Annotated in this window: 9 protein-coding genes; 5 read left to right on the forward strand and 4 right to left on the reverse strand. The window is 74.1% G+C overall.

From position 1 onward, the window contains the following. Nucleotides 1-60 precede the first annotated feature (60 nt). Together ACIRG6_RS35330 and ACIRG6_RS35335 are read left to right on the forward strand one after the other, a co-directional pair. Entirely contained in the window at nt 61-807 is a 747-nt protein-coding gene (locus tag ACIRG6_RS35330; RefSeq protein WP_364681967.1) for a response regulator transcription factor, read from the forward strand. Beyond that, the gene (locus ACIRG6_RS35335; RefSeq protein WP_364822366.1) at nt 808-2,268 is read left to right on the forward strand and encodes a HAMP domain-containing sensor histidine kinase; all 1,461 of its coding nucleotides are present in this window, start codon (nt 808-810) and stop codon (nt 2,266-2,268) included. It begins immediately after the preceding gene. Between the two features lie 431 nt (nt 2,269-2,699). On the opposite strand, the gene ACIRG6_RS35340 is transcribed toward ACIRG6_RS35335, so the two are convergent. Next, on the reverse strand, nt 2,700-3,002 hold the full coding sequence (locus tag ACIRG6_RS35340) for a heavy-metal-associated domain-containing protein (RefSeq protein WP_403325919.1): 303 nt from the start codon (nt 3,000-3,002) through the stop codon (nt 2,700-2,702). A 133-nt stretch (nt 3,003-3,135) separates the two neighbouring features. Beyond that, nucleotides 3,136-3,564, reverse strand: coding sequence for a DUF7144 family membrane protein (locus ACIRG6_RS35345; protein ID WP_364681961.1), 429 nt, complete (start codon nt 3,562-3,564; stop codon nt 3,136-3,138). Between the two features lie 303 nt (nt 3,565-3,867). Between ACIRG6_RS35345 and ACIRG6_RS35350 the strand changes: the two genes are divergently transcribed. The 3 genes from ACIRG6_RS35350 to ACIRG6_RS35360 all read left to right on the forward strand — a co-directional run bounded on the left by ACIRG6_RS35350 (nt 3,868) and on the right by ACIRG6_RS35360 (nt 11,449). Beyond that, nucleotides 3,868-4,263, forward strand: a complete 396-nt coding sequence (locus tag ACIRG6_RS35350; RefSeq protein WP_403325923.1) for a hypothetical protein — start codon at nt 3,868-3,870, stop codon at nt 4,261-4,263. Nucleotides 4,264-4,362: 99 nt separating this feature from the next. Beyond that, the gene (locus tag ACIRG6_RS35355; RefSeq protein ID WP_364681957.1) at nt 4,363-6,396 is read left to right on the forward strand and encodes a flotillin family protein; all 2,034 of its coding nucleotides are present in this window, start codon (nt 4,363-4,365) and stop codon (nt 6,394-6,396) included. Between the two features lie 79 nt (nt 6,397-6,475). Beyond that, nucleotides 6,476-11,449 carry a DNA repair ATPase gene (locus ACIRG6_RS35360; protein WP_403325926.1) on the forward strand — a complete coding sequence of 1,658 codons (4,974 nt, stop codon included), beginning with the start codon at nt 6,476-6,478 and terminating at the stop codon, nt 11,447-11,449. A 57-nt stretch (nt 11,450-11,506) separates the two neighbouring features. Here ACIRG6_RS35360 and ACIRG6_RS35365 read toward each other — a convergent pair whose 3' ends face one another. Both ACIRG6_RS35365 and ACIRG6_RS35370 read right to left on the reverse strand, forming a co-directional pair. Then, complete coding sequence (locus ACIRG6_RS35365) at nt 11,507-12,070, reverse strand: DUF4396 domain-containing protein (protein ID WP_403325929.1); 564 nt, start codon at nt 12,068-12,070, stop codon at nt 11,507-11,509. 170 nt (nt 12,071-12,240) lie between these two features. Next, the gene (locus ACIRG6_RS35370) at nt 12,241-12,897 is read right to left on the reverse strand and encodes a DUF305 domain-containing protein (protein WP_403325932.1); all 657 of its coding nucleotides are present in this window, start codon (nt 12,895-12,897) and stop codon (nt 12,241-12,243) included. Between the last annotated feature and the right edge of the window lie 74 nt (nt 12,898-12,971).

Raw genomic sequence — 12,971 nt, forward strand, 5'->3', positions numbered from 1 at the left:
ATCTGGGTAAGAAGCCCGGCCGCCTGCTCGTAGGGCGGCCGGCCTTGGCAGACTGGACGGGTGCCCCGGACTGTTCTGCTTGCCGAAGACGACCGCGCCATCCGGCATGCCCTGGAGCGAGCCCTCACCCTGGAGGGCTACCGGGTCACCGCGGTCGCCGACGGCGTCGAGGCGCTGGCGCAGGCGCACCGGGGCCGCCCGGACGTGCTGGTCCTCGACGTGATGATGCCGGGCATCGACGGCCTCCAGGTCTGCCGGGTGCTGCGCGCCGAGGGCGACAGCACACCGATCCTGATGCTGACGGCGCTCGTGGAGACCGCGGACCGCATCGCGGGCCTGGACGCGGGGGCCGACGACTACGTGGTCAAGCCGTTCGACATCGAGGAGGTCTTCGCCCGGCTGCGCGCGCTGCTGCGCCGCACCGACCGGACGGAGGCGGACGGGGACGTCCCGGCGGCGGGCGAGGACGTACCCGGGCAGGGTCCGGAACGCGGGGAGCCCGACGGCCGGTGTCTGGAGGCGGCCGGGCTGCGCATGGATCCGGGGGCCCGCCGTGCCTGGCGGGGCGAGCGGGAGCTGGAGCTGACCCGCACCGAGTTCGAGCTGCTGGAGCTGCTGGTCCGCAACGCGGGCATCGTGCTCGACCACTCCACGATCTACGACCGTATCTGGGGCTACGACTTCGGCCCCGGCTCGAAGAACCTCGCCGTCTACGTCGGCTATCTGCGCCGCAAGCTCGACCAGCCGGACGCACCGCAGCTGATCCAGACCGTGCGCGGGGTGGGTTACGTGCTGCGGGAGGGCTGAGTGGGCGCCCCGCCCGGCCCCGGCGCACCGGGTGGCCGGGGGCGGCGGCCTCGGCTGCTGTCGCTGCGGACCACGTTCGCGGTGTCGTTCGCGACGGTCACGGCCGTGGTCACGGTCCTCGTCGGCGTGCTGTCGTACAACGCCGCCGCGCGGCTGGTGCGGGTGGACCAGGAGTCCGTCTTCGACCAGGTCGTGCAGGATCTGCGTGCCGAGGTGCGCCAGCGGCCGATGTCGCCCGGCGACTTCTCCTCGTCCGCGCCCGGCCACGACATCGTGCGCCCGGCCCGTACGGACGTACAGGTCCTGGGGCCGGACGGCGGGGTCTCCGACCCGGCCGGCCGCCGGCTGCCGGTGACCGGCGACGACCGGCGGACGGCGGGTGCCGCGGTGGCCGGGCGGATGGTGCAGCACAAGGACGTGGACGTCGGCCACGACGTCTACCGGATCGCGACCGTCGCCCTCGGCGACGGCCGGGGTGCCGTGCAGGTCGCGCAGGAGTTCAGCGACACCGAGGACCTGCTGCGGGCGCTGCAGCGGCGGACGCTGGTGCTGATGGCCGCGGTGGTGACCGCCGCCGGTCTGTGCGGCTGGTGGCTGGCCCGGCGCATCACCCGGCGCCTGATCGCCCTCACCTCCGCCGCCGAGGACGTCGCCCGCACCCGGCGGCTCGGCATCCAGGTGCCCGTCATCGGGCACGACGAGGTGGGCCGGCTGGGCCGTGCCTTCGACCGGATGCTGGGCCGGCTCGCCCAGTCCGAGGAGGACCAGCGACGCCTGGTCCAGGACGCGGGGCACGAGCTGCGCACCCCGTTGACCTCCCTGCGCACCAACATCTCGCTGCTGCGCCGGATCGACGAGCTCCCGCCCGCCGCGCGCGAGGAACTGGTCGCCGACCTGGGGCAGGAGGCGCGGGAGCTGACCGACCTGGTCAACGAGCTGGTCGAGCTGGCGGCCGGCCAGTCCGAGACGGAGCCGGTGGGGCCGGTCGACCTCGGCGAGATCGCGCACGAGGTGGCGACCCACGCGCGGCGCCGCACCGGGCGCGAGATCAGCGTGCGGGCGTGCGGCGACACGACCACGGCCGGCCGGCCCGTCATGCTGACCCGCGCGATCTCCAACCTGGTCGAGAACGCCGCGAAGTTCGACCGGGCCGGTACGGGTCCCATCGAGGTCACCGTCGCCGGCCCGGCGCGCCCGGGCACGATCCGCGTCGAGGTCCGCGACCGGGGGCCCGGCATCACCGAGGCCGACCTGGTCCGCGTCTTCGACCGCTTCTACCGCGCCGCCGACGCCCGCTCCCAGCCCGGCTCGGGCCTCGGCCTGTCCATCGTGCGGGAGGTGGCGCTGGCACACGGCGGAACGCCGTTCGCCTTCCGGCGGGACGGGGGTGGGTCGGTGATCGGGTTCACGGTGGGCGAGGTTCCGGCCCCGGACGAGCCGCCGGGGCGTGGCGCGGGCTGACGGGGCCGGTGCGGCTGCGCGTCGGCGGTGACGCAGGGCGTCGGCCCGGGCCCGGGTTCGCCGGTGACCCGGCGTTGTCGTCAGGGGTGGGTCGCGCGGCCCGGCGCTGGGGGGTGCCTTCCCGACTCTCGGCTTCTCCCCCACGCTCGGCTGCGCTCGCGCGGGGGGACGCCCATGAGCGGGGGCCCCACCGCCCACCCGTGCCGCCCCTGGGGGTACCGCCCAGGCCGTCCAGGCACTGGGGGAGGCACGACTGCCCGCGGCTGCGCGCGACAGGATCGTGCGCTGTCCGCTGCTGAGCGAGACGGGTGGGGCGGCTGCCCGCGGCTGAGCGGGCGTGGCGAGCTGGGGCGTGCGGCCCTCCGCGGAGGCTTCGCGGCGGCCCGTCCCGCCGGGCCGCACCCGGAGGCCGGTCGTCGGGGTCGGGTGGGTCAGGCCGGCCCGGCGAGTTCGTACCCCGCCTCGGTGACGGCGGCGCGGACGGCGTCCTCGTCGAGCGGGGCGGTGGAGGTGACGGTCACCTCGCCGGTGGCGGCGACGGCCTTGACCGCGGTGACGCCCGCCAGCGCGGAGATCTCCTCGGAGACCGCGCCCTCGCAGTGGCTGCACGTCATGCCGGTCACCTGGTAGACGGTGGTGGTGCCAGCGCCCTGGCCGCCCTCCGCCGTTGCGCCGGAGTGGCAGGAGCCTTCGGGGGTGCAGCAGGAGCCGGAGTTCTTCTGGTCGGCGGTCATGGCGGTCGGTCTCCCTCGGGGTCGTCAACAGGTGGGCAGCACGGGAGGCGCGCTTCTCGCAGCACTTCCCGACACCGCCCACTCTATACCCCCAGGGGGTACCTGCACAGCGGCTCCGGGATCGGGCCGGCGATCAGACCGCCGACGTGCGGCCGTGCTCGGTGCACAGCGCCCAGATGACGAAGACGCCGACGCCGATGGAGATGATCGCCCAGAGCGGGGTGTAGGGCAGCCACATGAACTGCAGGATCACGAAGAGCGCGGTGAGCCCGACACCGAGGCCCCGCGCCCACCCGGCGCCCTTGAGCACGCCCAGACCGGTCAGGGCGAGAAGGATGCCGAGGATCAGGTGGATCCAGCCCCAGGAGGTGAGGCTGAACTTGAAGACGTAGTCACCGACGGACGCGTAGACGTCGTCCTTCGCGATGGCGGCGATGCCGTTGAAGATGCCGAAGATGCCTTCGATGAGCATCAGCACACCGGCGAAGACGACACCGCCGGAGGCCCAGGCGCTCCTGCTGTCTCCCGGCCGGCGTCCGGTGCTGTGGCTGGCGTTGGCCATGGTCGTTCTCCGTCCCTCGAATCCGCGATGCGCGGGGGACTTCGAGTGTTCGCCCGCGGGCGGGGGGCGGCGAGCGGGTGTAGGCCGTTCGAGTGAATGCGCGCCGACACGATCCGGCATGGAGGCACGGCGGAAGACTGCCGGAAGTCGGCAATGCGGCGGGACGTGCCGGTCGGCAGGATGGGGGCAAGGGGAGCGCGTGAGGCGGGCTCCGATGCCGGGCACCGGCAGGTGCCCCGTCGGAGCCCGCACGTGCCGTCGCCGTCACGGGCGGGAAACGGGCAGGACCACGGGGGGTACGACATGCGGGCGTTCGTCGAAGCCGCCTTCGGCCGTGCCGTGGACGCCGATCCCGTGGCCTCGTTCCCGCTGCCGACGGCACTCGCCCGGTCCGCCGCGCTCGACGCCGGTATCCGGCCCGGCCCCGTGGTCCCCCCGGTGCCCGCGTGCGCGCCGACCGCCCATGAGGCCCCCGCCGACCCGGTCGCGCGGGCCGGCCTGAGCCGCCCGGTCGGCCCGGACACGGCGGTCGCCGTACCCGGCGTGCCCACCGTCCCCGAGGGCCGGCGGACCTCCGGCGGCGTGCCCGGCGGCCGGCTCGTCGGCACCGCCCAGCACGCCGCACCCGACCGCAAAGCCGTACGGCCGGCGCGCCGGCTGTCTCCCGACGAACACGGGCCGTCCCGGACGGCCGCCTGACTTCCGCGGCACCGTGCCGTACCGGCCCGCACCGGCCGCCGCGGTGACGCCTCCGAGCCCCGAGCGGGCTCGCCCCTCCTAGCCGCCAAGGACGTGCTGATGAATGCCATGACCGTGGGCGCGGGCGCGCTCGTCGTCCTCTGCCTGCTCGCCGTACTCGTCGTCTCCCGGCTGTTCCGCAAGGTGGAGCAGGGCAAGGCGCTCATCGTCTCCAAGATGCGCAAGGTCGACGTGACCTTCACCGGGCAGGTCGTGCTGCCGGTGCTGCACCGGGCCGAGGTGATGGACATCTCGGTGAAGACCATCGAGATCACCCGGGCCGGCAAGGAGGGCCTGATCTGCCGGGACAACATCCGCGCGGACATCCGCATCTCGTTCTTCGTCAAGGTCAACAAGACCGTCGAGGACGTCGTCAAGGTCGCCCAGGCGGTCGGCACGGCGCGGGCGAGCGACCGCGACACCCTGCAGGAGCTGTTCCACGCGAAGTTCTCCGAGGCGCTGAAGACCGTCGGCAAGCAGCTCGACTTCACCGACCTCTACACCAAGCGCGAGGAACTGCGGTACCGGATCATCGAGGTCATCGGCGTCGACCTCAACGGCTACCACCTGGAGGACGCGGCGATCGACTACCTGGAGCAGACGCCGCTGACCCAGCTCGACCCGGCCAACGTCCTCGACGCGCAGGGCATCCGCAAGATCACGGAACTGACCGCCGTGGAGCACGTGCGCACCAACGAGGCCCAGCGCACCGAGGAGAAGGAGATCACCCGGCAGAACGTCGACGCCCGGGAGGCGATCCTGGAGCTGGAGCGCCGCCAGACCGACGCCGAGATCAAGCAGCGGCGGGAGATCGAGACCGTGCGCGCCCGCGAGGAGGCCGAGACCGCGCGGGTCGTCGAGGAGGAGCGGCTGCGCGCGCAGAGCGCCTTCCTGCGCACCGAGGAGCAGCTCGGGGTCCAGCGCGAGAACCAGGCCCGGGAGGTCGCCGTCGCCGCGAAGAACCGGGAACGGGTCATCGCCATCGAGAACGAGCGCATCGAGAAGGACCGGCTGCTGGAGGTCATCGCGCGGGAGCGGGAGACCCAGCTGACGCGGATCGCGGCCGAGAAGGAGGTCGAGGCGGAGAAGCGGGAGATCGCCGAGGTCATCCGCGAGCGGGTCGCCGTGGACCGTACGGTCGCCGAGCAGGAGGAGTCCATCAAGAAGCTCCGCGCGGTGGAGGAGGCGGAGCGGCAGCGGCAGGCCGTGATCATCGCCGCCGAGGCGGAGGCCCAGGAGAAGCTGGTCAAGGACATCAAGGCGGCGGAGGCCGCCGAGCAGGCCGCCACCCACCGCGCCGCCGAGGAACTGACCCTGGCCGAGGCCCGGCTGAAGAGCGCCGACCTCGACGCGCAGGCCAAGCTGCGGCTCGCCGAGGCCTCCCGGGCGGAGAGCGCGGCGGAGGGGCTGGCCGCCGTCGAGGTCCGTGACAAGGAGGCGGAGGTCATCGAGAAGTCCGGCCGCGCGGAGGCCGGGGCGGCCGAGGCGCGGATGCGTGCCGAGGCGGAGGGGACCCGGGCGAAGGCGCTCGCGGAGGCCGAGGGCATCGGCGAGAAGCTCAAGGCCGAGGCGGCCGGCCTGACCGAGAAGGCGGCGGCGATGGCCGCGCTCGACGAGGCGTCCCGGGCGCACGAGGAGTACCGGCTGCGTCTGGCGGCGGAGAAGGAGATCCGGCTCGCCGGACTGGACGTCCAGCGCCAGGTCGCCGAGGCGCAGGCCACCGTGCTGGCCACCGGCCTGGAGAACGCCGACATCGACATCGTCGGCGGTGAGTCGGTCTTCTTCGACCGTCTGATGTCCTCCATCGCGCTCGGCAAGGGGATCGACGGCTTCGTCCAGCACTCCGGGACCGCCCAGGCGCTCGCCAAGCCGTGGCTGGACGGCACGTCGAACCTCGCCGACGACCTCGGCCGGATCCTCGGCTCGGTCTCCACGGCCGACGTGCAGAACCTGACCGTGTCCGCCCTGTTGATGAAGCTGATGAAGACGGGTGACGTGCATGCCGGTCAGGTGCAGAAGCTGCTCGACCGGGCGGGGGAGCTGGGGCTCGCGGACGCGCCGCTGACGTCCCTCAACGGCAGCGCCAGGGGCTGACGGCCGCCCGACCACGTCGTTCTCCGCAGCCGCCGCACAGGGGCGGCGGCTGCGGGGCCCACTCGCGGAAAGGAGCCCCATGGCAACCGGGGCGGACACCAGCGCGCACCAGACACCGGACACCGGCACGCCCCGGCCCCCCGGCGCCGGCCCTCACGCAGGCCCCCGGGACGCGCTGGACACCGGCACCTACGAGGTGCTGCGCGACCGGCTCGCCGCGCAGGCCGCCGAACTGGCCCGGCGGGCCGAGGCGCTGAACCTCCGCCGGGTCGAGGAGTTCGGCTCGGCGGGACTGGACCTCGCCGGCACCGAACGGCTGCGGACCGAGCGGCCCTGCGTCCCCCAGGACGTCGTGGCCGTCGGCGGGACGCTGCTCCTCGGCCACAACACGGCGTTCGCGAACCGGACCGAGGCCGCGGTGGGCGACGTCCTCGCGCTGCACGACCGGGACCTGAACCGGCTGCCCGAGGACGCCGTGCCGGGCCTGCTCGACGACCCGGCCTTCGTCCGGGAGTTCGCGGCCCTGTACCGCTACTACCGCGAGGCCACCCTGCTGCGGCTGCGCCGCGTCGACGGCAGGCTGCTCGCCGTGTTCCGCACCGGCGAGAAGGCCGACGACATCCGCGTACTGCGCTGGGCCCTCACCGACGACGGGCAGGCGTCGTTCCTGGACGCGCGCGGCGACCGCGACCACGTCCTGCCGCCCGCCCACGACTTCACGTGGACCGTGGCGACCCGCGAGGACCACGTCCTCGGCCGCCACCCGCACGTCTCCGTCGGGGGCGAGGTCTTCGTCGCCGCCGTCGGCGGAGCGCTCACCGTCAAGGTGGAGAACGACACCGAGACGGCGCAGGGCATCCACAGCGAACCGGTCGCCGAACCGCTCCAGGCCCTCGCCGACGCGGACATCGCCCACGCACGCGTGGGCGCGCTGATCCTGCTGCGCGTACGCCCCTACAAGGAGGACACCGACCGGTACCTGGTGTTCAACACCCTCACCAGGACGGTGGTCCGGCTCGACGGCATCGGACAGGCCTGCCGCCGCCTCCCCGACGACCAGGGCATCATCTTCCCCGGCGGCCACTGCCTGGCCACCGGCGCCCACCGCACGTACGAACTCGACGTCGCAGGGCTGCAGTTCGAGCGGGAGGTGCGCGCGCCGAACGGCGAGGACGTGCTGTACGCGTTCCACGCCCCCGCGCACGGCCGCACCCTCCTGCTGCCGTACAACCTGATCCGCAAGGAGGTCGCGGCCCCGCTGACCTGCCGGGGCTGGGCGCTGTTCGACGACGGCACGCTCACCCTGCTGCGCACCGAGGACGGCGGCGAGCCGGCCCGGGTGCACCCCGTGCAGCGGTGGACCTCCCCGTACGTGTCCGACACGTACGCGGCCGCCCGCCCGGCCGGCGGCGGCCCGCTGGCCCGCATCGGCAACGCCGACCTCGTCCGGGGCATCTCCGACTGCCTGTCCGTGGCCCGTGCCGCCACGGAGACCACCCCGACCGGCGGGGTGTACGCGGCACTCGCCGCCGCCTGCGTCCGGGCGGCCGACGCCCATCACTGGCTCGGCGACCCCGAAGCGGGCGACCTGGCCGACCCGTTGGAGCAGGTACGGGCCACCGCGGCACAGGTGCTCGCCGAGTTCGAGAACGTGCAGGCCCTGACCCGGCAGGCGGGCGACGCGCTGGAAGAGGCCGCCTCCCGGCTCGCCGCCGTCGTACGCCGGCTGCGCGGCGAGGCACCGCGCGGGGCCGCCGCCTGGGTGACCGGGCTGTCCGAACTGCGCCGGGCGCAGGGGCACCTGCTGACCCTGAAGGAGATGCGGTACGCGGACACCGTCCGCATCGACGAACTCGCCGCCGGCGCCGAGGCAGACCTGGCCGCCTTCGGGCAGCGGGCCGTCGCCCATCTGGCCCGCGAGGACGCCTTCGCCGGGCACCACGCGGACGTGGAGCGGCTCGTCGCGGACGCCGAGGCTCTCGGCACCGCCGCCGAGTCCGTGCCGCTCGCCGCCCGCCTCGACGAGCTGGCCGAGCAGCTCGGCACGGTGACCGAGGTCGTCGCCGGGCTCGACATCGGCGACGCCACCGTCCGCACCGCCGTCCTGGAGCGCGTCGCGGAGGCCCTCGCCGGGGTCAACCGCGCCCGCGCCGTCCTCGGCGCCCGCCGCCGCGCCCTGCTCGACCAGGAGGGCCGCGCCGGGTTCGCCGCCGAGTTCGCGCTGCTCGGCCAGACGGTCACCGGTGCCCTCGCGGTGGCCGACAGTCCCGAGGCGTGCGACGAGCAACTCGCCCGCCTGCTGGTCCAGGTGGAGAACCTGGAGTCCCGGTTCGCCGAGTTCGACGACTTCCTCGGCGAGCTGGCGGACAAGCGCGACGAGATCCACGAGGCGCTCTCCGCCCGCAAGCAGTCCCTCGCGGACGCCCGGGCCCGCCGCGCCGAACGCCTCGCGGACTCGGCGGCCCGCGTCCTGCGGACGGTCGTACGCCGCGCCGCGACCCTCGCCGACGCGGACGCCGTCACCACCTGGTTCGCCTCCGACCCGATGCCCGTCAAGGTCCGCCGCACCGCCGCGGAGCTGCGCGAACTGGGCGACCCGGTCCGCGCGGAGGAGCTCGACGGCCGCCTCGAGGCCGCCCGCCAGGAGGCGTCCCGGGCCCTGCGCGACCGTACCGACCTGTACGCCGACGACGGGCGCACGCTGCGGCTGGGCGGCCACCGCTTCGCCGTCTCCACCCAGCCCCTCGATCTCACCCTGGTCCCGCACGGCGACGGTCTGGCCCTCGCCGTGACCGGCACCGACTACCGTGCCCCGGTCACCGACCCGGACTTCGCGGCCACCCGCCCCTACTGGGACCGGCTGCTGCCGTCCGAGTCGCCCGGGGTCTACCGCGCCGAACACCTCGCCGCCCGCCTGCTCGACGAGCACGGCCCGGCCGTCCTCGCCCAGAGCGACGACCTGCCCGCCCTCGTGCGGAGCGCGGCCCGGGCGGCGTACGACGAGGGGTACGAGCGCGGCGTCCACGACCACGACGCCACCCTGATCCTCACCGCCCTGCTGCGCCTGCACGACGGCGCCGGCCTGCTGCGTCACGAGCCCGCCGCCCGCGCCGCCGCCCAGATGTTCTGGGCGCACGGCACGACGGACCGGGCCCGGCAGGACTGGCGGCGGCGCGCGGTCTCCCTGGCCCGCGCCCGGGACACCTTCGGGCTCGCGCCCGCCATCGCCGACCTGCGGCAGGAGCTGGCGCGGGCCGTCACCGAGGGCGCCGGGGAGACGGCGGCGACGGGGGAGGCCGCCGCGGCGTACCTCTTCGAGGAACTGACCTGCGGCCCCGACGGCTTCGTCCTCGGCGCCGGCACCCGCACGCTGCTGGACAAGTTCCGCCGCACGGTGGGCGGTCCGGCCTACGACGAGGACGTCGCCGCCCTCGGCGACCTGGCCGCGCGCCGCCAGCTCGTCGAGGCCTGGCTCACCGCGTACACGGCGTCCACGGGCACCGAGACCACGCCGGGCGACCTGGCCGAGGCGGTGGCCGCCGAACTCTGCCCGGACCTGCCGCGCTACCCGCACGACGCCCCGCTCACCCTGACCGTGCGCGGCCTGCTCGGCACGCACCCGCGCATCACCGACGGCGCCCTCACGCTGCGCCTCGACGAACTCCTCGCTCGCACCCGCGCGTTCCGCACCTACGACCTGCCCGGCCACCGTGCCTACCAGCACCGCCGCGCCACCCTGCTGGACGCCGAGCGCGTCCGGCTGCGCCTGGACGAGTACCGCCCGCGCGTGCTGCCGGCCTTCGTCCGCAACCGGCTCATCGACGAGGTGTACCTCCCGCTCATCGGTGACAGCCTCGCCAAGCAGCTCGGTACCGCGGACTCCGCGCACCGCACCGCCGGCGGCGGACTCCTCCTGCTCGTCTCCCCGCCCGGCTACGGCAAGACGACCCTCGTGGAGTACGTCGCCGACCGCCTCGGCCTGATGCTGGTGAAGATCAGCGGTCCGGCGCTGGGCCACGCCGTGACCTCCCTCGACCCCGCCGACGCGCCGAACGCCACCGCCCGCCAGGAGGTAGAGAAGATCAACTTCGCGCTGGAGGCGGGCGGCAACACCCTCCTGTACCTGGACGACATCCAGCACACCTCGCCCGAGCTGCTCCAGAAGTTCATCCCGCTGTGCGACGCCACCCGCCGGATCGACGGCGTACGGAACGGCGCACCGCACACCTACGACCTGCGCGGAAAGCGCTTCGCCGTGTGCATGGCCGGCAACCCCTACACCGAGTCCGGCAGCCGCTTCCAGCTCCCCGACATGCTCGCCAACCGCGCCGACGTCTGGAACCTCGGCGACGTCCTCACCGGCAAGGAGCACGTCTTCGCGCTGAGCTTCGTCGAGAACGCCCTGACGGCCAACCCGGTCCTCGCTCCGCTCGCCGGCCGCGACCGCGCCGACCTCGACCTGCTGCTCCGCCTCGCCGAGGGCGACGGCACGGCCCGCGTGGACCGGCTCGCCCACCCGTACGCCCCGGCGGAACTGGAACGCGTCCTGGCCGTGCTGCGCCACCTGCTCACGGCGCGCGCCACGGTCCTCGCCGTGAACGCCGCGTACATCGCCTCCGCCGCCCAGCAGGACGACGCCCGCACGGAACCGCCCTTCCGGCTGCAGGGGTCGTACCGCAACATGCGCAAGATCGCCCAGCGGATCCAGCCGGTCATGAACGACGCGGAACTGTCGGCGCTGATCGAGGACCACTACCGCGCCGAGGCCCAGACCCTCACCACGGGAGCCGAGGCGAACCTCCTCAAGCTGGCCGAACTGCGCGGCACGCTGAGCTCCGGGCAGGCGGCACGCTGGGCCGAGGTGAAGGCCGCCCATGTGCGCGGCCGGGTGCTCGGCGGCCCGGAGGACGACCCTCTGGGTCGGGCCGTGGCCGCCCTCGGTCTGCTCGCCGACCGGATCGGTGCCGTCGAGTCGGCGATCGACCGCGCCGCGGCGCCGTCGCCCCGACCGGCCGGCGGACCCGCCCGGCACCCGGAGGCGGGCGGGGAGTGATGACGCCGGGCGGCCCCTCGATGGTCGAGGGGCCGCCCTGCGGGGTGGGGGTGCGGGTCAGTGGTAGGCGTGGACGACGGCGTGACCCTTCCCGCGGCCGATCATCCACTTGTTGACGGGCGTGGTGAGCACGAAGGCGATGGCGAGCCCGCCGAGCAGCGCGTACCAGAACAGTCCGTCCGACAGGTGGGCGTCCATCGCGCCCGGCACGAGGGCGATGATCCCGTTGTCGACCAGTTCCATCACCGCGATGGAGACGGTGTCGGCGGCCAGCGCGACCTTGACCGCGGCCTTCAGGTCCAGCCCGGCCCGGCGCACCGCGAAGAGCGTGAACGAGTAGCCGAAGAGGAACGCGAGCGCGATGGCAAGGATCATCGTCGGGACGTTGCCCCACATCAGGGCGGTGCCGATCACCATCCCCAGGATCTCTCCGACGGCGCACCCGGTCAGGCAGTGCAGCGTCGCCTTCGCCGCCATGGCCCACGACGCCGGGCCGGGTCCGTGGTGGTGTCCGTGGCCGTGGTCGCCGTGCTGGTCGCCGTGGTGCTCCCCGTGGCCGTGGCCGCCCGCGGGAGCGGCGTGGTCGTGCGTGGCGCCGGAGTGGTGCGTGCTGTGGTCCATGACGTCGTCCCCATTCGATGTCCCGCGAGCCTCTGACGGCCCCCACGACTCCGACTGTATACCCCCGGGGGGTATGAAGCCAAGGGAGTGGGGCAACCGCTGGACAGAACAGGTGGAAAGGGGGGCGGGGCGGGCACCGGTGGCACCCGCCCCGCCCCGGGCTGACGCGGTCAGTCCTTGCCGAGCAGCTTGTTCATCTGCTCGATCTCCGCGCTCTGCGAGGTGATGATCTCTCCGGCCATCTTCGTGGCGGGCTCGTAGGCGCCGTCGGCCTGCTCGGCCTTGGCCATCTCGACCGCGCCTTCGTGGTGCTTGATCATCATTTCCATGAAGGCGGTGTCGAACGCCGTGCCCGAGGCGTTCTCGAGCTCGGTCATCTCCTGGGCCGTCATCATGCCGCCCATGCCGCCCGCACCGTCCGTGCCGTGCATGGAGTGGTCCATGGCGCCCTCGGCGGGCACCTCCTCACCCCAGGAGGTGAGCCAGCCGGACAGCGTCCTGATCTCCGGGTCCTGGGCCTTCTTGATGTCCGCGGCGAGCTTCTTCACGTCGGCCGACCGGGCCCGGCCGGGCGCGAGGTCGGCCATCTCGACGGCCTGACGGTGGTGGGGGATCATCCCCTTCGCGAAAGCCACGTCGGCGGCGTTGTGCTGCCCCTGCTTGGCGGAGGTGGAGGCCGACGCGGAGGGGGAGGCGGCGTTGTGTCCGCCGTGCCCGGCCGGGCTGCCGCCGTCGCCGTCCCCGCCACAGGCGGCCAGGACGAGCGCTGCCGCACCGGCGGCGACGGCGGCGGCACTGCGGCGGACGAGAGAACGCTTGCGGTTCATGTGGTGCAACTCCTTCACGCGCGCCGTTCGCGGCACGCGGTGGAACGGATGGAGGGCGTGCGAAGGCACGGCAC

Source organism: Streptomyces flaveolus (assembly GCF_044765825.1).
Taxonomy (GTDB): domain Bacteria; phylum Actinomycetota; class Actinomycetes; order Streptomycetales; family Streptomycetaceae; genus Streptomyces; species Streptomyces flaveolus.

What these genes read in the sequence shown, in the direction of transcription:
- ACIRG6_RS35340 (WP_403325919.1), bottom strand. Translation starts at nt 3,002, where the DNA reads ATGACCGCCGACCAGAAGAACTCCGGCTCCTGCTGCACCCCCGAAGGC.
- ACIRG6_RS35345 (WP_364681961.1), bottom strand. Translation starts at nt 3,564, where the DNA reads ATGGCCAACGCCAGCCACAGCACCGGACGCCGGCCGGGAGACAGCAGG.
- ACIRG6_RS35350 (WP_403325923.1), top strand. Translation starts at nt 3,868, where the DNA reads ATGCGGGCGTTCGTCGAAGCCGCCTTCGGCCGTGCCGTGGACGCCGAT.
- ACIRG6_RS35355 (WP_364681957.1), top strand. Translation starts at nt 4,363, where the DNA reads ATGAATGCCATGACCGTGGGCGCGGGCGCGCTCGTCGTCCTCTGCCTG.
- ACIRG6_RS35360 (WP_403325926.1), top strand. Translation starts at nt 6,476, where the DNA reads ATGGCAACCGGGGCGGACACCAGCGCGCACCAGACACCGGACACCGGC.
- ACIRG6_RS35365 (WP_403325929.1), bottom strand. Translation starts at nt 12,070, where the DNA reads ATGGACCACAGCACGCACCACTCCGGCGCCACGCACGACCACGCCGCT.
- ACIRG6_RS35370 (WP_403325932.1), bottom strand. Translation starts at nt 12,897, where the DNA reads ATGAACCGCAAGCGTTCTCTCGTCCGCCGCAGTGCCGCCGCCGTCGCC.